Source organism: Faecalibacterium hominis (ex Afrizal et al. 2022) (assembly GCF_049545105.1).
Classification (GTDB): Bacteria; Bacillota; Clostridia; order Oscillospirales; family Ruminococcaceae; genus Faecalibacterium; species Faecalibacterium duncaniae.
Window position 1 is genome coordinate 2,388,646 of record NZ_CP186860.1, and the last position, 17,021, is coordinate 2,405,666.

Genomic DNA, 17,021 nt, shown 5'->3' on the forward strand with positions numbered 1-17,021 from the left:
GAAATCGCGAGATTTTAAGAGGATTCAAGAGATTTTGAGAGATATAAAAATTTCCACTGAAAAAATCGCAAAAAGATGTTGACAGGCGCTTTTTTGTGTTGTATACTGACACTCGCGCCCCAAAGGTGCCTGAATCGTACCAAACACTTATCAGGAGGAAATAGATATGAGCACTACTCTCGTAAAGCCCGCTGAAGTCGAGCGCAAGTGGTATCTGCTCGACGCAACCGGCAAGAGCCTGGGTCACGTCGCTGCTGAGGCCGCTGTTCTGCTGCGCGGCAAGCAGAAGGTCAACTACACCCCCAATGTCGATTGCGGCGATTACGTCGTTGTCGTCAACTGCGACAAGGCAGTTCTGACCGGCAAGAAGGCTGAGCAGAAGTTCCACATCACCCACAGCAAGTACATTGGCGGCCTGAAGAAGGTCCAGTACAGCAAGCTGATGGCTGAGAACAGCGACCTGGCTATGACCTACGCTATCAAGGGCATGATCCCTTCCAACACCATCGGTGCTAAGGCTCTGACCCGTCTGCACTGCTACCAGGGTGCCGAGCACGCTCACGCAGCTCAGAAGCCCGAGAAGATCGAGTTCTAAGAAGGAGGCAATCGAACATGTACGAAACCAAACCTTATTTCTACGGCACTGGTCGTCGTAAGGATTCCGTTGCCCGCGTTCGCGTTTACACCGGCACCGGCAAGATCACCATCAACGATCGTGATATCGACAACTACTTCGGTCTGGAGACCCTGAAGCTGATCGTCCGTTCTCCGCTGGTCCTGCTGGGCCTGGAGGGCAAGTACGATGTCGTCGTCCGCGTTTCTGGCGGCGGTGTTTCCGGCCAGGCTGGCGCTATCCGCCACGGCCTGTCCCGCGCCCTGCTGCAGCAGAGCGATGAGAATCGTTCTGTTCTGAAGAAGGCTGGCTTCCTGACCCGCGATCCTCGTATGAAGGAGCGTAAGAAGTACGGTCTGAAGGCTGCACGTCGTGCACCCCAGTTCTCCAAGCGCTGATTTATTTCAGATGTATCTTTACGGCTCTGCTTCGGCAGAGCCGTTTTTTGTTGCCTGCGTTCCCGGAGAACTGGGGAGCACGACTGCGCATCTCCGGCGGTTGCCCCGCAAGGGGCGAGCCGGTGGCGCTAAAAATCTTTGCTCAAGCATCGCGTGCAGGGCGCAGCCCTGCCAGCGATGCACCCCAGTTCTCCAAGCGCTAATCTACAGCTTAATAATGCTAAAAAAGCCCGGGAATACGCCATTTCCCGGGCTTTTTCTATGCCTGAAATTCTGTTTGGACTAGATGATGGAAGTGTTCGAGAACCAGGAGTTCGGTTCGATCCGCGTGTTGCAGGAGGCGGGCAAGACCTTCTTCTGTGCAAGCAACGTGGCGAAAGCGTTGGGGTATGTGAATCCCTACGCCGCAGTGAAACATCATTGCAGAGGCCCCCTAACGAAACGCGAGGGGGTCGTTCAGAAGGTGAATCAGTATGGAAGTGCTGGAGAGCAGGTCGTTGAAATTCCCTTTATCACAGAAGGCGATGTTTATAGGCTGATCGTTCACAGCAAGCTGCCATCGGCAGAACGATTTGAACACTGGGTGTTTGATGAAGTTCTCCCTTCCATCCGCAAACATGGTGTGTATCCCAAACGCTTTTCCCTGCACCCGCCGCAAATGTAAAAAGGCACCGCACCTGCCCCGAAAGGCTGGTGTGACGCTGTGGTGTACTTCTGGGGAAGTGCAGCTGGCTGCCCGGTCTGGGCCCTTTAGCTTTGCGTCGCAGCCTTCCAGCTGGTTTGCCGATTCTTCTGTTTTGCGGGGGTGCTCTTTTGCATTTTATTATACCCCCCTATATAAAAATCAAGGGGTTTTCCATGAGTTTGTCATTTGTAACAAATGCAGTCTATTTTTTAGTGCGATTTGACGGGGGGGGGGTGGCCCTCTCAGTCAAAGACTTTGGCTGAGAGGGTTAAGCCATTACTAGGAAAACGCCGCCGCACAGGTCGCAATTCTGTGCAGCGGCGTTCCTATGGAGGATGATAAAGTATCACTTGGAAATGGCGCAGTTATTCGTACAGGGCATCAAAGTTGGTCAGTTCCACCTCATGCTCATCCAGCCAGCGACGAACCTGCGGGTCACACAGGGTCGCCAGATCACGGCAGCGGGGCAGGGTCAAGGAAGTATTGTCCAGAAGGTACTGATCCAGATAACCCGGATGGAAATGCAGGATATTGTACTCGTAGGGAGAGCTCAGGATGCCGAAGCGGTCTTCCAGCCAGTCCTCCGGGCGGCTGCCCCGGTTCAGGATCTCCATTGCGTTGCTGTTGCCCAGACTGAATAGCTCGCAGGCCGGTTTCATCGGCAGTTCTTCGGCCAGCGTATCGCCCATGTTATGGATGCCCAGCTTCTTTCCGATATCCCGGAACGCCTGCTCCATTGGCCTTGTCATGGCGCTGTGGCCCTCAAAATGCCGGGGATAATGTCCCACAAGTTCTTTGTGCCGGTCCAGCTGGGCCATGGTCTCGGTATACAGGTCCTCATAGCTGGGGTAAACTTCGCCCTTGCATTTGGCATCATTGGGATTCTCGCTCTTCCACAGATAGCTGCGGTAGAACATTCCCTCTTCGTTTACCAGCGTGGGCACCTTTTCCGGGGCGCTGACGGGGCGGTACTGCACAAAATTGGTGTGCTGGACCAGCGGCACCTCCGGGCACTCGCTCTGCCAGAGTTTCACCGCATGGGGGGCGGCGGCCATGTTGCTCATCAGCGAGAGGGTGCAGACCACGCCCTCCTTATAGGCCTTGATGACACCATAGTTGTATGCCTCACTGAAGCCGAAATCATCGGCTACTACGATCAACTTCTTGCTCATAACTGTTTCCTTCGTCCTTATCGGTTCAGATAATCCGCGTTGAAGATCTTGCCCTCGGTGCTGCGGTCATAGACTTTCCGGCCCTCGGCGTAGGTGACCTGTGCCTGATAATCGTCGCTGATGACCACCAGATCTGCGTCCTTGCCCACTTCAATGGTACCCTTGCGGTCGGCAAAACCATACTTGATGCAGGGATTGAGGCAGGCCATCTTCAGGCAGATCTCCAGCGGGATGCCAACATTGTTCACCAGATTTCCGATGTCGAACAGCACCGGCTGGCTGGAACCGCACAGGCGGCCGGTATCGGTCAGAACAAAGCCCTCCGGGGTCACATTCAGGGCCATCCCCTCAAAGATGCCCTCATACTTGCCCACCGGTGCACCGGACAGAGCCGTACAGTCACTGACCATCATGAATTTGTCGGTGCTCTTGACCTTGAAGTAGATGCCCAGCATCTCATTGCAGATGTGCAGGCCGTCGCAGATCACCTCACAGGTAACGTTTTCATTGGTCAGGGCTGCTCCCAGACCGCCGATGTCCCGGTGATGCATATCGGTCATGACGTTGCCGGTATGGGTCGCCACACTGATGCCCTTGGCATAGGCGGCCATGGCCTGCTTATAGTTGTTGTCACTGTGGGCGGCTGCCACTGTGATGCCCTGCGAGAGGAAATACTCGATGATGGGGTCCATCCCGGGGATCTCCGGTGCCAGTGCCACAAGACGCAGCCACCCGCCGCCAGCTTCCACCATGGCATGTGCCGTCTCCATACTTACCTCCGGCCAGCCGGTACGGATGCCTTTTTCACCGGTGCGGTTCAGCCAGGGGCCTTCGCTGTGGATACCCAGAATGGTTGCACCGTCCTGATCACCCTCTTTTGCCACCTCTGCCACCGCACGGATGGAATCCGGGTCGCACACCGTCGGGAAGATGTTCACGGTGCCCTGACTTGCCAGCCCCTTCAGATAACCTTTCACGGATGCGATCTGCTTTTCATGGGGGGCATTCTTATTCATGATATCATAACCGCAGGTGCCGTGGTTATGAGTATCAAAAATGCCGGGGATGATCCGCTGGTCGCCGTATTCAATGGCTTCGGGGTCGGTCGTATTTTCTGCAAAGGCAGTGATCTTGCTGCCTTCCACAGTCAGCACACCTGCCTTAGGGCCTTCCGGCGTATAAATGCGGTTGGAATGCAGTTTCATAATTCAGTTCTCCTTCTTATTTGCTTTCTGTTTTGCAAAATCGGCCAACGCCCGTTCCATCCGCTCCATCCGGGGCAGATCCAGTACATGGTCCTGTGCACAGCAGGTATTCTCCATAACAAATTCGCCTTTTTCCACTCGTCCACAGCTGAGTATCATCCCTCTGGGAAAGAGCGCCAGCAGATTCCGCTGCCGCTGTTCCTCCGGGTAGTTCCGGTCATAGACCTTATCCTCCGGCAGCAAACTGCACAGCTGTTCCGCCGCCTCTTTCCGGTACTCGCCGTGCGCCAGCGCCACTGCCGGGCCGCTGGTCAAATTGTCCAGCAGCAGAACAGTTGCCGCAGTTGGCATCTCCTGCGCCAGAAGCCGGAAGCCGTCATAGTTATCCACTGCATGGTCACAGAAGGCAAAAGCGATGTTCTCCTCACCGCTCAGGTCCTCCGCCAGCTTTACGGCAGTGGCGACCGCACCGGAACAGCGGCTGAAGTTGCAGGGGCTTGCATGGGGCAGCAGCAGCCAGACACCTACCCCCGCCAGCAGCAGTGCCGCCAGCGTCCGGGGCAGCATGGCACCGGTTCCCCGTCCGGACCAGAACATCAGGCAGGCCGCTCCGAAACAGAGCAGTTCCAGCACGCATTGCAGTGCAAGGTCTCTCCCCCGCTGCTGAACATTTTTGTCCGGATGGAACGGATAGTATTTCTGGGGCCGCAGCGCCTTTGCCGGCGTATCAAAGGGGACCGCAATGACGACCTTTGCATTTGCCAGATCCCCGGCAATCAGGTTTTCGATCTTGGAAAACCGTCCTTCCCTCTGTTGAACCCGCACCGGCCAGCCCAGCGGCGGTAGGCTCTCGTTGAGCTGCTGGGCAAAAAGATATTTCTGCTTTGCAGTGCGCCGTTTGCCCAGGGTGACACCATACAACATCATCAGGTCTTGCAATGTCATATCCGTTCTCCTTCTACAAAAAAGTCCGGCAGGAAGCGTTTTACTCCTGCCGGACTGCGGACCCCTTGCAGGATCAGGCGATCTGATTTTTTTAGAAGATTCCAAGGAATGCGCCCAGCAGACCAAAGATCAGCAGACCGATGATCAGCTGTGTGGGGCGGTTGCCCTTCTTGATTCGCCACATCATGAACAGCACCAGAGCCAAGCTCAGAATGCCCGGATAGATGGCATTAAACAGCTCGGAGACCACGATGGAGGTCTCGCCGATGTTCAGCGTCCAGTTCAGGGGGAAGCCCACGGTGGTTGCCGTCATGGCACCGACCATCATCAGGCCGAGGATGGATGCACAGCGGGTCGCAACGCTCATCAGGCCGCTGTTAAAGACGGTGTCGATGAAGCTGGTGCCCAGTGTATAGCCCAGTTTCAGCAGGAACCATTTGAGCAGGGACTGCGAAATACCGTACAGCAGGATGAAGATGAAGGTGCCGAGGATGTTGCCCTGCGAGCACAGACCGATTGCGATACCGGCACCGATGACACGCAGGCAGTTGAAGAAGATGGAGTCGAACATACCGGCGGTGGGGCCCATCAGAGAAGCCTTGATGGCATCAATGGTCTCGCCGGGAACTTTACCGTCGTGGCAATCCTTCTCCAATGCGTAGCACAGACCTGCGATAAAGTTGAATGCGACTGCGTGGGTATTGAAGAAGGACTGATGGCGGGCATAAGCGGCCTTCTTGCCTTCGATATCGTCGCCATAAATACTCTCCACGGCGGGGGCCATGGTCATGGTGAAACCATTGGCTTCCATCTTGGTCATGTTGAAGTTCGCAAAGACCAGATGGCTGTTCCAGAACATCTTTTTGAGGATCTTATTTTCCTCTGCGCTGACAACTTTCTTTTCCATCAGAAGAAATCCTCCTCACTGTTGGCAGGGGTAGCAGCACCCGCAGCGGGGGCAGCGGCCACAGCGTTCTTTGCATCAATGATGCGCTTGTCAATGAAGAACAGGGTCAGGGCGATGGCAGCGCCGATCACAGCGATGCCAAGGCTGCTCAGGCCCAGGCTCTTGGCGCAGATAAAGCCGACAAAGAAGAACACGGCGATATCGGTGGACCAGATCATGGACAGCAGGATGCCGAAACCGACGGCGGTCATCATGGTACCGGCAGCGGCCAGACCTGTCATGACCCATGCGGGGCAGGCAGCCAGACCAGCCTGCAGACCCTCGATGCCAAAGGCAACGCCCAAGAAGATGATTGCCGCACCGGGCAGGCAGGCGATGAAGTTGACGACCATGGAAATGGCACGGAACTTGTTGGGCTTGCACTCAGAAGCCAGTCTCTCCCAGTAGGGAGCCAGGCCGGCCCACAGAGGCATCAGCATGGTATTGATGGTGGTCATCACGGTACCGATGGTCAGGGACAGAGCCAGACCGGTTTCCATGGCACCGTCGCCGCCCACCACAATGGCATACGCCACAGCGATGATGGAGCCGGACAGGCAGTCGGACGGGATCGAGCCGCCCACAGCGGAGATGCCCATGAAGATTGCTTCCAGCGAAGCACCCATGATGATGCCGGTCTGGAAGTCGCCCAGAAGCAGGCCGACCAGCGGTGCCACCACGATGGGGCGGTTCAGGCACTGCCAGGACAGGGTGTACGGGTCAAGCCAGTTGATGACCGCATACACGACTGCACAGATGATTGCAGCGGTAATTGACATAGCGATTTTTCCTCCTTGTACTTTTTTTTATTTTCAGGCAGAGCACCACGCTCAGCCCAGTACCTTGGAAAGTTCCTGCGGAACATCATCGGGGATGGTCTGCACATTGCAGGGGATCCCGGTTGCCATGACCTGCCGCAGAACCTCGACTTCGTCCTCGTAGGCATACAGATTCTTGGTATAGGTCTTGCGGGCTTCCGTTCCGTGCTTGGGAGCAACGCGGCCATAATTGCCCACATTGATCTGCGGGATATCCTTGACTTCCTTGGCCACACGCAGCAGATTTTCCGGCGTGCTGACGATCAGCAGAATCTTCAGACCGGCTGCACGGGGATCGTTGCAGAGCGAGACTGCCTTATCCACCGTCACGATCGCCGTCTTGCAGGTGGCCGGTGCAGCCATCATCAGGGATTTCTGCATGATATCGCTGGCAGCTGCCGTATCATCTGCCACCACGATGCGGTCAACGCCCAGCGTGCGGCTCCACTTGGTGGCGACCTGGCCATGGATCATGCGCTCATCCAAACGTACCCATTTGATCATAAGTTTTCCATCCTTTCTTTTTATCAGAAGAAGTCGTCGCTGCCTGTCGGTGCCGTGTCCGCAGGAACTTCCGGTTCCACACGGCGCAGATACTCGCGGCTTTCTTCAATGATCTCATCCAGCCGTTCGTCGCTGAGGGTATCCTCGCTCAGAACATTCATCATGAAGCTCATGTTCACACCGCTCACCAGCCGGGTGTTTGGGTGGTCCAGATAGGTGAACATGGCCTGATTCACGCTGCCGCCGTAAAGGTCGCTGCACAGCAGCACTTCGTCCTCCGGACCGACAGTCTCATAGAATGCATCCAGATGATCCTGCACGCAGCTCTCATCCAGATAGGCATCAAATACGGTCAAATTCTCGCACTCTCCCATCAGGATCTTCAGCGAGCTTTGCATTCCGCTGGCCATTGAGCCATGGGACGAGAGAAAGATTTTCAGCATAACAGGCATCCTCTTTTCGACTACAAGCTAATTATTTTCCTTCGATGTTCACATTTTATCTCTATTTTGCACAGAGTTCAACGCTTTTTGATTTATAGAATAAGTTCAAGTCGCTTTGATTTCATTTTATAAGTTCAAAATGGCGCACAGTTGAACACCCTGCTCAAAACTGTGCGCCATGATTTGGTGATTTTACATAGTCTGCAACGAGCGCCGAAGCCATTCCGCCGCCATCCGGGGCGGGTCTTCCGCAAAGGCTTCCAGTTCTTCCGGGTACCGCACAAAAGAGTACAGCAGTGTATTCAGCGCTTTCATCTTCTGCCAGTCGTGAAGTCCGCCGCCGACATACAGCAGTGCCCGGATCTTCCGTTCTCCCCAGAGTGCTCGTTTTTCCAGCGGGTAGAATTCCAGTCGGATCTCTTCCCCTTCTGCGCCCTGTTCCTCCTGAAAGACGACCACGACCTCGCCGCACTGGTACGTCCAGCATTTTTCCCGTGTGATCCACCGGTTCAGAAGTGTCTGCCGTTCGGCTTCGTCCCTGCCATGTACCCCCGCCAGATACTGGAAGAACTGCTCCGGCGTGTAATACTGGAAGTTTCGGATTACACGATAATTCTCCGGCGGCGGAAGCTGCTGCCGATACTGGTATGCTTCCACCAGCAGGGTGTTGTAAACACGGTCAAAGTCCCGTTCGTTCCGGATCAGCAGCAACAGTTCCACCGGGTAATCATACCGGTAGCCGGGCTTTATTCCCTCTTCCTGTTCTGCGCCGTTTCCCAGCAGCACTCCGTCGCATTCTGCCGGGTCGATGCGGCGCAGCTCGTACAGGTTCATCGGCGTAATCTCTTCGACCAGTTCGGGGTAACGCTCTTTCAGGCCCTCTGTCTGGATCCGGGCATACTCGGTTCCCAGAAAATGGGTGGAGCACAGACGGAGCGGCCGGATGGGATACCGGATCTCGTGCAGCAGGCTGAAGAAATAGCAGCTCAGCATTGCCAGCAGAAACCGGTTTGCCCGGAACGGATAAACCGTCTGGATAAATTCAATCACCCGGCGGCTCAGTTCCGCACAGAGCGGGCAATCCAGAAATTGCAGTTCATAAACATAGTCATACTGCATTGTGCCGTCCGTTCCATAGAAATGTTGTGCGATCAGATTGAATAGGATCTGCTGCAGCAGATCCCTTGCCATTGGCAAGGGCGCAAAATCCAGTCCAGTCTCCTGCTTCAGGTAGACCAGCACCCGGTCTCGCAAGCGTCCCGCCTGCCCTGCAAAGCCGGGATGCAGGCTGAACGGGTCCCGCTTCAGGTTCACATCCAGCATACTGAACAGCAGAATGCCCAGAAACGCCACCTCATCCCGGGGCATGGCATAGCCCCCGTATTGTTCCTCCAGTGTGTGGTAAATGGACTGTGCCAGCGGATAGAACATCGTTCCGGAGATGCTTTCCAGCCATGGGTCCGGCAGCCGGATCTCATGGCCGTTCTGCACCCGGTTCCGTGCAATGATCAGGTAGACCGCCACACGCTGGGTCGCACTGTCCCGCAGGGAGATCGGGCTTTCCCGCAGGATCTTCAGAAATGTATGCCGGATATCCTGCCGCTCTTCGTATCCGCAGCTGAGCCAGGATGCACTGTCCGGGTCACTGCAATCCAGCGTTTCCTTGTGGAAATGCACGCCGGAGACTTCGGTCAGTGCCAGCCTGCGCTTGTACTCTTCTCCTTCCACCCGCATTCCGGTGCCGGGGCGTGAGACGATCCGCAGGCCAAAGCTCTCACACAGGCGGGTCGCCATGCTCAGCGGCTCCCGCAATGCCGAAGCCGAGAGAAAAAGCTGATCGGCCAGCTGTTCCTTCTTAATGCCGGTTTCCGTGGAGATGATGCGCCGGGACAGATACCGCACCCGGCTTTCCCGGTCGGCGTTCAGCATACTGCCCGGCATCTGCCGGATGCTGGTCACAGCCGAAAAAGTATCGTACGCTTCCGGGTCCAGAACTTCCACATAGTAACCCTTATGCCGCCGGGAAACCAGCCGGGCACCATTCTCATTCAGGATCTGCGCCACCTGCGGCATCTCATTCTTGATGGTGTGCGCACTGACACCGATCCGCTCCGCCAGTTCCTGCGAAGTCATCGTCTGTTCGGGGGCATTGCTCAACTGGGTCACGATCTGCAAGGCTCTGCTGGACATAAAACCGCTCCTTTTCCCAATCATTCGTGCCTTTATTGTAGTAAAACACTGCCCGAAATGCAAGCCGGAAACCAGAAATGCCGCTCCGAGCTTTTCAGCCCAGAGCGGCATTTCCGGTTTTGGGATATAATTAGAAAATAGCTTGATTGTTAGCATCCTCACCCTCTCCGTCATTGCTTGCTACACAAAAATTATTTGTGCTGACTGCGGCTCTTTTGCATGACACGCTGTTCTTGGATTTTGTGTATGAAGATAGATAGGAGGAGAACACATAATAAACCTGAGGAATTGAGCAGCGTTGTGAATGCAGCATTCGGGCTGCGTTGAACTACACCAAAAATTTCGCGATTTCGTGGGTTTACCTATGGGTTTACTGAGAGAGGGAAGCCCGAAAACCTGCATGAATACTGGACTTTTCGGATCAAGGTCAGGTGAGTACGGTCTGAAGGCTGCACGTCGTGCACCTCAGTTCTCCAAGCGCTAATCTACAGCTTAATAATGCTAAAAAAGCCCGGGAATACGCCATTTCCCGGGCTTTTTCTATGCCTGAAATTCTGTTTGGACTAGATGATGGAACATTGTATTATGCGAACTCATTCCTCGAACAGATACAGAAGATATCCGTAACCCTCTGCTTTCATCTTTGCGTAAGGCACAAAGCGCAGGGCCGCACTGTTGATGCAGTAGCGCACGCCATTGGGGGACTCCGGATCGCCGGTGAACACATGACCAAGGTGAGAATCTCCGGCACGGCTTCTGACCTCTGTACGGCGCATGCCGTGGCTCAGGTCCTCCAGTTCCACCACGGCAGGCTCCTCGATGGGCTTTGTGAAAGCCGGCCAGCCGCAGCCGCTCTCGTACTTATCCGTGGAGGAAAAGAGCGGCTCGCCGGTGACGACATCCACATAGATGCCCTTTTCAAACTTATCCCAGAACTCGCCTGTGAAAGGGTGCTCTGTGCCGCTCTCCTGCGTAACACGGTACTGCTCCGCCGTCAGCTTGTCCCGGATGGATTCCGCCGCGGGCTTCTGATAGTCGCCCGGGTCGATGCGCAGCCGGGAAAACAGCTCCATCTCCGCGCGCGGGATGTGGCAGTAGCCGCCCGGATTCTTTTCGAGGTAGTTCTGATGGTATTCCTCGGCGGGATAGAAGTTTTTGAGCGGGCCGATCTCCACGAAGAATTTTTCGCTGCGGCCGCGCTCGATCTCCGCGATGCGCTTCACCGTCTCTCTCGCGCTTTCATTGGTGAAGTAAACGCCGGTCTGGTACTGGCTGCCCCGGTCGTTGCCCTGCCGGTTTTGTGCCGTGGGGTCGATGACATAGAAGTACGCCATCAGCAGCGCGTCGAGGCTCACCTGCTCGGGGTCGTATTCCACCCGCACGGTCTCCCGAAAGCCGGTCTCTCCCTTGCAGACGGTCTTGTAATCGGCGTCCGCCTCGCAGGTGCCGTTGGCGTAGCCGCTTTCGGCATCGATAACGCCGGGGATGGACTGCATCAGCTGTTCCATGCCCCAGAAGCAGCCGCCCGCCAGATAGATGACATTGTCTTTGGTATCCATATAGGTGATCTCCTCGTCGGACCGGTCAAAAGCCGCTCCGTCCATGTTTGTTTCCTGTCCGCTCTTTTCCTTCGGCACAGTCTGCTGCCCGACAGCGCAGCCGCTGAGCAGCAGCACCGAGGCGAAAAGCAGTGCCAATACGCTTCGATACATCACGTTTCCTCCTTTCAGGGGAATCAGGGCTCACTCCGCCCCTTGCCCGCCGAGGGCAATGCAATGGCGCAGCAGGCACTTTTTAAATCTCGGGTCAGCCCATATCGGCGGCAAGAGCCTGGTCGATGAGCTTTTGCAGCGTCTCCGCCTGCTTCTTTTCCGTGATGGCGCCTACGATGGGCTCACCCACGATATTGCCGCTGCGGTCGACCACATAGGTGGTGGGATAGGCAAAGATGTTAGTGGTAAACTTTCCCGCCTCACCGTCGGAGTCAAAATACACGTTCTGATAGGTGGCGCCCTTCTTGGCAAGCACATCCTTCGCCTCGGAAATTGCTGTTTCGTCGCCGTCCAGCGTGAAGGTGTTGACGCCGATGAGGGAGCCGCCCTTCTCCGCCAGTTCCTTGTTCAGCGCATCCAGCTCGGAAAGCTCACCCACGCAGGGATTGCAGGTGGTGAACCAGAAATTCACCACGGTGACGGCGTTGGCGGAGAACAGCTCGTTGCTCTTCACCGTGTTGCCATCCAGGTCCTTGCCCTCAAAGGCGGGGAACTTCTGCATACTGCCGTCGTCGGGAGGGTTGCTCGTGTCGCTGCCCGCAGGCATGCTCATATCGCCGTCCATGGACTTCTGGATGATCTCGGGATACTTCTCTTCCAACTCGGTCAGCCTGTTTTCAATATTGCTGATCTCCGTGGCTGACTCCTTCAGCCACTCATACTCCTTGTCGGTGAACTGCTCTTTAGCGGCCTCGACGGTATCCAGCAGGAAGTCGCCGTAGTTTTTGCCGTCCTCCTGCATGGTCATGCCCTTGTCGGCCGCCATGAAAATCTTTTCCCACAGCTCGGTATTTTCCGACAGGATCGCGTTCTCCCGCTCCAGCAGCTCCTTGTGCAGAGCGAGCGCCTCCTCGGCGGTTTTCGGCTCGCCGGTCATGGCGGAGCTGTCTCCGCTCATATCCGCCTGCTTGTCGTTGCCCTTTGCGCCGCAGGCTGCAAGGGAGAGCAGCATCATCGCGCACAGCATCAGAGCCAGTATCTTCTTTACGTTCATATTCGTTTCTCCTTAAGCTTTGTTGTTGTTTTCTCGCAGTGTCGCTGCGTTTTCTTTCTCTTTTCCATCGCCGAAGCCGTAGCGGAAGCACACGGCGTTCGTCGGACAGGCGCGGATGCACATTCCGCAGCGGATGCACTCGGTATGGTTGGGCGTTTTCGTCACATCCACATCCATCTTGCAGGCTCTGGCGCATTTCCCGCAGGAAACGCATTTATTCTTGTCCACCTTCATCTGGAAGAGGGACACCCGGTTGAACAGCGCGTAGAACGCGCCCAGCGGGCAGAGCCACTTGCAGAACGGTCGGTAGAACAGTACGCTCAGCGCAATCACCGACAGCAGGATGCTGAATTTCCATGTAAACAGCTTGCCCAGCGCCGCCCGGATGCCGGAATTGGCAAGGGACAGCGGGATGGCTCCCTCCAGCACGCCTTGGGGGCAGAGGTATTTGCAGAAGAACGGGTCGCCCATGCCCACATCGTTCACAAGGAACGCCGGCAGCAGGAAAACCATCACCAGCAGGACAGCGTATTTCAGGTATGTCAGCGGCTTCAGCCTCTTTGTGGAGAGCTTCTTTGTCGGGATTTTATGCAGCAGCTCCTGAAACCAGCCGAAGGGACAGAGGAAGCCGCAGATAAAGCGCCCCAGCAGGACTCCCAGCAAAATGAGAAAGCCTGTGATATAATAGGAGAAACTGAACTTTGACGAGCCTACCACCGCCTGAAACGCCCCGATGGGACAGGCACCGGAGGCTGCCGGGCAGGAATAGCAGTTCAGTCCCGGCACGCAGACGGTCTTCCCTGCCCCCTGATACAGTCCGCCCTTGAGGAAATTCGGCAGATGCAGGTTGGTCAGCAGCGCCGCACCCGCCTGAATCCAGCCCCGGAAGCGGGACATGGTCTGTGAAACGCCTGAAAACTTTTTACCCAATACCCACACACTCCAGACATAATTTGATTGCTTTGCTCAGCACTGTCGCCGCCTCGCCCCGCCAGACGCCGAAGCACAGCATGGCGACTCCGGCCATCAGCAGCGCGATCTGCGCCGCAGCCTTTTTCCCGCAGCTCATTTTTCATCATCCTTTCCAATTTTCTGCCCCCATCATAGCGCGGGAGAGTTAAAGTCTCTGTTAAGAACGAAAACTTAATGCAAACCTTATCTATTCTTGCTATAATGAGAGCAACATAAAAAACGGAGAAATAAAAAGGAGGACTCTCATGCACCTTTTAGTAATTGAAGACGAACGCGCTCTGTGTGAAACAATCGTCCGCAGCCTGCGGCGGCTGGCCTACAGCGTGGACTACTGCTACGACGGGGAGAAGGCTCTGGAGTTGCTGGGCGTGGAGTGCTACGATCTGGTACTTCTTGATCTGAATCTGCCGAAAAAAGACGGCATGACGGTGCTGCGCACCCTGCGGCAGACCGACCGAGAGACGCGGGTGCTGATCCTCTCCGCCCGCAGCGAGGTGGAGGACAAGGTGCAGGGGCTGGATGCCGGGGCAAACGACTATCTTGCAAAGCCCTTTCATCTTGCCGAGCTGGAGGCCCGCATCCGCAGCCTGACATTGAGGCAGTTCACCCAGCAAGATGTGCTGCTAAGCTGCGGAGGCCTGAGCTTCGACACCCGCTCCCGCACCGCCGCCGTCAATGGGCAGACGCTGACGTTGACCCGAAAGGAAACGGGGATACTCGAATACCTGATGGTGCATCAGGGGCGGCCCGTGAGTCAGGAGGAACTGATGGATCACGTTTGGGACAACAGCGTGGACAGCTTCAGCAATTCCATTCGCGTCCATATCTCCGCCCTGCGCAAAAAGCTCCGCGCCGTGCTGGGCTATGACCCCATCCGCAACCGCATCGGCGAGGGCTATCTGATGGGAGGCGAGGAGGAATGAAGCGGCTTTCCTTGCAGTGGCGCATCACGCTGATGTCCGTCCTGCTCATCGGCGTCACCTGCGTGGCCATGAATCTGCTGCTGTGCTCCTCCGGTGTGTACTATATGGACACCATTGCGGACAGCTTACAGGGCGGCGGCACGGTGATCCTGAATGATAGCGGAGCGGCGAGCTTTGACCCGCAGCTCATAGCGCCCAACGAGGAGTTGACCATCGTCGTCGATGGGGTGCAGGGGCGCTTCCGCACCACCAACTGGTACATCACGGCGGCGGTAACGCTGCTCAGCGGCATCCTCGCCTATTTCGTCAGCGGACGCGCTCTCAAGCCCCTGCGCAGCTTTACCTCGCAAGTGGAGCAGGTGCAGCTGAACAATCTTGCCGATATGAGGATCGATGAAGACTCCATTTCGGAGTTCCGGCAGCTGAGCCGCTCGTTCAACCAGATGCTGGATCGGCTGAACAACGCCTTTTCCGCCCAGCGGCAGTTCACCGGCAACGCCGCCCACGAGCTGCGCACGCCACTGGCACTCATGCAGGCGCAGTTGGAGCTGTTTTCCGCGGAGCATCCTGATGTGCGGCCGGAGACGGCGGAGTTCCTCACGCTTTTGCGTGAGCAGACGGAACGGCTGGCACAGATGACCAAGACGCTGCTGGAGATGAGCAATCTGCGGCAGGTGGCGCGGAACGAGCGGATCCAGCTCGCTCCCATGATCGAGGAGATCTTCACAGATCTTGCGCCGCTCTCAGATAAGCTCGGCGTTACGCTGACGGCGGAGGGCGACGGCATTATGACCGGCAGCGATGCACTGATCTACCGGCTGATCTTCAACCTGACGGAGAATGCTGTCAAGTACAACCGGCCGGGCGGCTCGGTGCGGGTTTCTGTCACTCAGGAGTTGGAAAAGCTCCTGCTCCGCGTCTCCGACACTGGCTGCGGCATTCCGGAGGAGTATCAGCGGAGCATTTTCCATCCCTTCTTCCGGGTAGACAAATCCCGCAGCCGCGAGTACGGCGGCGCGGGACTGGGACTTTCTCTGGTGTGGGAGATTGCCGACCTCCACGGCGGCTCCGTTTGGGTGGAGGAAAGCTCGGACAAGGGCACTACCATTGCGGTGGAGCTGCCAACGCAACAATCAACGAAGCCCTAACCCCCTTTTATTTTGATCAGCTTGAGCAGGCAAAACGGTCTGAGTCCTGCGCACAAAAAGAACACCCCCGCGCCTTTGGGCCGGGGGTGTTCTGCTGTGATAGGGAATGTCAGGTGGAAGAGGAAAGCATCTTCTGCAGCTGGGTCTTGGCCCGGTAGTAGGTCACCCGGGCCCATGCGGCATTGTGGCCGAAGATCAGCCCGATGCGCTCAAAGGGCAGCTCGCCGAATACCCGGAGGCTGAACACCTCTTTGTAAGGCTCGTCCAGCGTGTGCAGGCACTGATGTACAGTGAATGCCGCATCCTGATCGACCAGCAGTTGGGCAATGTCCGGAGTGTCGGCGGGGGCGGTTTCGGCATCTTCCAGCGGGGCAGTGTGCTTTGTCCGGCGGCAGTGGGAATAATAGGCGTTGCGGGCCACTGTGAACAGCCACGCCCGTACATCCTGCCGGTCGTCGTAGTCTTTCAGGCCGTCCAGTGCCTTGAAGAAAGTCTCCTGCGTCAGCTCTTCGGCCAGCGCCTCGTTGTGGGTCAGGCCCTGCAGGAACAGAAACACATCCCGGAAGTAGAGCCGGTAAATGCTGTCGATGTCCATAGGCTCAGCCCTTCTTATAGTCGGTGCCGTATTCCTGGTCGGTGCCGTAGGCGTAGTCGAAGGTACCGTCCGGGTTTTTCTGCACGATGTAGCGGTCTACCTGCTGTCCATCGCGGTAGTACAGGGTCTGGTCTGCGCAGTCCACGGTCAGCAGCTGGGTGCGAGACACCATGACCCATACAGAGAATCGATCAGAACCCACCAGGGCTGTCAGTACCCGATGCACGCCCGGAAAGCGGTAGCGCATGGCCCGCACAGTGATCTGCGGCTTGCCCCAGCTGAAGGTGCCCTCCATATCCAGCCAGACACCCTCGCCCTGCACTTCCAGAATGCAGATGTCAGCGCCATTCTCTTTGCGGTTGTAGGTCCAGAAATGAGCCTGCTCTGTGGTGGCCGGGACGCGGGCAGTGCCCATCCAGAATATCAGTGCCAGAGCGCACAGGGCAGCCAGCACAGAGCCGATTGCTGCACGGAAGCTCCTTCTTTGCAGGGCGGCCCTGATCCTGCGCAGGGGCGCATCCGGCTGCGCTTCCGGCCGTACCGGCACCGGCTGCTCCATCTGTTCCAGCTCGGCGCGGCAGGCTTCACATTCGGCCAGATGTTCTTCCACCAGTGCGTTGGTGGCCTCACTGGTGATGTGCTCCGCATACAGCGGCAGCAGGTCACGGATGATATCACAATTCGTTTTCATCGTATTT

Annotated in this window: 18 protein-coding genes, 1 pseudogene and 1 riboswitch; of the genes and pseudogenes, 5 read left to right on the forward strand and 14 right to left on the reverse strand. The window is 56.5% G+C overall.

Annotation, left to right across the window (positions count from 1 at the left end; genetic code table 11):
- Window positions 1-166: 166 nt before the first annotated feature.
- From rplM to ACKXGA_RS11505, 3 genes and pseudogenes are all read left to right on the forward strand, one after another.
- A complete protein-coding gene (rplM, locus tag ACKXGA_RS11495) occupies window positions 167-595 on the forward strand; it encodes a 50S ribosomal protein L13 (RefSeq protein WP_005929998.1) in 429 nt (142 codons plus the stop codon).
- Between the two features lie 17 nt (window positions 596-612).
- Window positions 613-1,011: a 30S ribosomal protein S9 gene (rpsI, locus tag ACKXGA_RS11500; RefSeq protein ID WP_005929995.1), complete on the forward strand. Its 399-nt coding sequence runs from the start codon at window positions 613-615 to the stop codon at window positions 1,009-1,011.
- A 286-nt stretch (window positions 1,012-1,297) separates the two neighbouring features.
- Window positions 1,298-1,639, forward strand: a pseudogene (locus ACKXGA_RS11505) (BRO-N domain-containing protein); the annotation flags it as partial.
- A 92-nt stretch (window positions 1,640-1,731) separates the two neighbouring features.
- Window positions 1,732-1,806: riboswitch (cyclic di-GMP riboswitch) on the reverse strand.
- 255 nt (window positions 1,807-2,061) lie between these two features.
- Here the strand turns inward: ACKXGA_RS11505 and ACKXGA_RS11510 are convergent.
- The 12 genes from ACKXGA_RS11510 to ACKXGA_RS11565 all read right to left on the reverse strand — a co-directional run bounded on the left by ACKXGA_RS11510 (window position 2,062) and on the right by ACKXGA_RS11565 (window position 13,754).
- Window positions 2,062-2,868, reverse strand: a complete 807-nt coding sequence (locus tag ACKXGA_RS11510) for a ChbG/HpnK family deacetylase (protein ID WP_156074512.1) — start codon at window positions 2,866-2,868, stop codon at window positions 2,062-2,064.
- A 17-nt stretch (window positions 2,869-2,885) separates the two neighbouring features.
- Complete coding sequence (locus ACKXGA_RS11515; protein WP_423729533.1) at window positions 2,886-4,073, reverse strand: N-acetylglucosamine-6-phosphate deacetylase; 1,188 nt, start codon at window positions 4,071-4,073, stop codon at window positions 2,886-2,888.
- 3 nt (window positions 4,074-4,076) lie between these two features.
- Window positions 4,077-5,018, reverse strand: a complete 942-nt coding sequence (locus ACKXGA_RS11520) for a hypothetical protein (protein WP_423729534.1) — start codon at window positions 5,016-5,018, stop codon at window positions 4,077-4,079.
- Between the two features lie 91 nt (window positions 5,019-5,109).
- Entirely contained in the window at window positions 5,110-5,925 is an 816-nt protein-coding gene (locus tag ACKXGA_RS11525) for a PTS system mannose/fructose/sorbose family transporter subunit IID (protein ID WP_156065990.1), read from the reverse strand.
- Entirely contained in the window at window positions 5,925-6,743 is an 819-nt protein-coding gene (locus ACKXGA_RS11530; RefSeq protein ID WP_097772552.1) for a PTS mannose/fructose/sorbose/N-acetylgalactosamine transporter subunit IIC, read from the reverse strand. Before ACKXGA_RS11530 ends, ACKXGA_RS11525 begins: the two co-directional genes overlap by 1 nt.
- 51 nt (window positions 6,744-6,794) lie before the next feature.
- A complete protein-coding gene (locus tag ACKXGA_RS11535) occupies window positions 6,795-7,286 on the reverse strand; it encodes a PTS system mannose/fructose/N-acetylgalactosamine-transporter subunit IIB (protein WP_097772551.1) in 492 nt (163 codons plus the stop codon).
- A 23-nt stretch (window positions 7,287-7,309) separates the two neighbouring features.
- Window positions 7,310-7,729: a PTS sugar transporter subunit IIA gene (locus tag ACKXGA_RS11540; RefSeq protein ID WP_242699894.1), complete on the reverse strand. Its 420-nt coding sequence runs from the start codon at window positions 7,727-7,729 to the stop codon at window positions 7,310-7,312.
- Between the two features lie 192 nt (window positions 7,730-7,921).
- Window positions 7,922-9,919 (reverse strand): BglG family transcription antiterminator, encoded by a 1,998-nt coding sequence (locus ACKXGA_RS11545; protein WP_179859126.1) that lies wholly within the window; start codon window positions 9,917-9,919, stop codon window positions 7,922-7,924.
- Window positions 9,920-10,512: 593 nt separating this feature from the next.
- Window positions 10,513-11,631, reverse strand: coding sequence for a peptide-methionine (R)-S-oxide reductase MsrB (gene msrB / locus ACKXGA_RS11550; protein WP_117476424.1), 1,119 nt, complete (start codon window positions 11,629-11,631; stop codon window positions 10,513-10,515).
- Window positions 11,632-11,725: 94 nt separating this feature from the next.
- Window positions 11,726-12,685, reverse strand: a complete 960-nt coding sequence (locus ACKXGA_RS11555) for a TlpA disulfide reductase family protein (RefSeq protein ID WP_117476423.1) — start codon at window positions 12,683-12,685, stop codon at window positions 11,726-11,728.
- Window positions 12,686-12,697: 12 nt separating this feature from the next.
- Complete coding sequence (locus ACKXGA_RS11560) at window positions 12,698-13,582, reverse strand: 4Fe-4S binding protein (protein WP_181967145.1); 885 nt, start codon at window positions 13,580-13,582, stop codon at window positions 12,698-12,700.
- Window positions 13,583-13,607: 25 nt separating this feature from the next.
- On the reverse strand, window positions 13,608-13,754 hold the full coding sequence (locus ACKXGA_RS11565; protein WP_005933048.1) for a CD1871A family CXXC motif-containing protein: 147 nt from the start codon (window positions 13,752-13,754) through the stop codon (window positions 13,608-13,610).
- A gap of 148 nt (window positions 13,755-13,902) precedes the next feature.
- On the opposite strand from ACKXGA_RS11565, the gene ACKXGA_RS11570 reads away from it, so the two are divergent.
- On the forward strand, window positions 13,903-14,580 hold the full coding sequence (locus tag ACKXGA_RS11570) for a response regulator transcription factor (RefSeq protein WP_253493397.1): 678 nt from the start codon (window positions 13,903-13,905) through the stop codon (window positions 14,578-14,580).
- Window positions 14,577-15,728, forward strand: coding sequence for a sensor histidine kinase (locus ACKXGA_RS11575; RefSeq protein WP_423729535.1), 1,152 nt, complete (start codon window positions 14,577-14,579; stop codon window positions 15,726-15,728). Before ACKXGA_RS11570 ends, ACKXGA_RS11575 begins: the two co-directional genes overlap by 4 nt.
- Window positions 15,729-15,837: 109 nt before the next feature.
- Here ACKXGA_RS11575 and ACKXGA_RS11580 read toward each other — a convergent pair whose 3' ends face one another.
- Both ACKXGA_RS11580 and ACKXGA_RS11585 read right to left on the reverse strand, forming a co-directional pair.
- Window positions 15,838-16,323: an RNA polymerase sigma factor gene (locus tag ACKXGA_RS11580; RefSeq protein WP_098923434.1), complete on the reverse strand. Its 486-nt coding sequence runs from the start codon at window positions 16,321-16,323 to the stop codon at window positions 15,838-15,840.
- A 4-nt stretch (window positions 16,324-16,327) separates the two neighbouring features.
- Window positions 16,328-17,014 (reverse strand): zf-HC2 domain-containing protein, encoded by a 687-nt coding sequence (locus ACKXGA_RS11585; RefSeq protein WP_423729536.1) that lies wholly within the window; start codon window positions 17,012-17,014, stop codon window positions 16,328-16,330.
- Window positions 17,015-17,021 lie beyond the last annotated feature (7 nt).

Coding starts and splice junctions, on each gene's coding strand:
- ACKXGA_RS11555 (WP_117476423.1), bottom strand. CDS start 12,685: ATGAACGTAAAGAAGATACTGGCTCTGATGCTGTGCGCGATGATGCTG.
- ACKXGA_RS11515 (WP_423729533.1), bottom strand. CDS start 4,073: ATGAAACTGCATTCCAACCGCATTTATACGCCGGAAGGCCCTAAGGCA.
- ACKXGA_RS11580 (WP_098923434.1), bottom strand. CDS start 16,323: ATGGACATCGACAGCATTTACCGGCTCTACTTCCGGGATGTGTTTCTG.
- ACKXGA_RS11545 (WP_179859126.1), bottom strand. CDS start 9,919: ATGTCCAGCAGAGCCTTGCAGATCGTGACCCAGTTGAGCAATGCCCCC.
- ACKXGA_RS11530 (WP_097772552.1), bottom strand. CDS start 6,743: ATGTCAATTACCGCTGCAATCATCTGTGCAGTCGTGTATGCGGTCATC.
- ACKXGA_RS11540 (WP_242699894.1), bottom strand. CDS start 7,729: ATGCTGAAAATCTTTCTCTCGTCCCATGGCTCAATGGCCAGCGGAATG.
- rpsI (WP_005929995.1), top strand. CDS start 613: ATGTACGAAACCAAACCTTATTTCTACGGCACTGGTCGTCGTAAGGAT.
- ACKXGA_RS11510 (WP_156074512.1), bottom strand. CDS start 2,868: ATGAGCAAGAAGTTGATCGTAGTAGCCGATGATTTCGGCTTCAGTGAG.
- rplM (WP_005929998.1), top strand. CDS start 167: ATGAGCACTACTCTCGTAAAGCCCGCTGAAGTCGAGCGCAAGTGGTAT.
- ACKXGA_RS11575 (WP_423729535.1), top strand. CDS start 14,577: ATGAAGCGGCTTTCCTTGCAGTGGCGCATCACGCTGATGTCCGTCCTG.
- ACKXGA_RS11585 (WP_423729536.1), bottom strand. CDS start 17,014: ATGAAAACGAATTGTGATATCATCCGTGACCTGCTGCCGCTGTATGCG.
- ACKXGA_RS11570 (WP_253493397.1), top strand. CDS start 13,903: ATGCACCTTTTAGTAATTGAAGACGAACGCGCTCTGTGTGAAACAATC.
- ACKXGA_RS11560 (WP_181967145.1), bottom strand. CDS start 13,582: ATGTCCCGCTTCCGGGGCTGGATTCAGGCGGGTGCGGCGCTGCTGACC.
- msrB (WP_117476424.1), bottom strand. CDS start 11,631: ATGTATCGAAGCGTATTGGCACTGCTTTTCGCCTCGGTGCTGCTGCTC.
- ACKXGA_RS11525 (WP_156065990.1), bottom strand. CDS start 5,925: ATGGAAAAGAAAGTTGTCAGCGCAGAGGAAAATAAGATCCTCAAAAAG.
- ACKXGA_RS11520 (WP_423729534.1), bottom strand. CDS start 5,018: ATGACATTGCAAGACCTGATGATGTTGTATGGTGTCACCCTGGGCAAA.
- ACKXGA_RS11565 (WP_005933048.1), bottom strand. CDS start 13,754: ATGAGCTGCGGGAAAAAGGCTGCGGCGCAGATCGCGCTGCTGATGGCC.
- ACKXGA_RS11535 (WP_097772551.1), bottom strand. CDS start 7,286: ATGATCAAATGGGTACGTTTGGATGAGCGCATGATCCATGGCCAGGTC.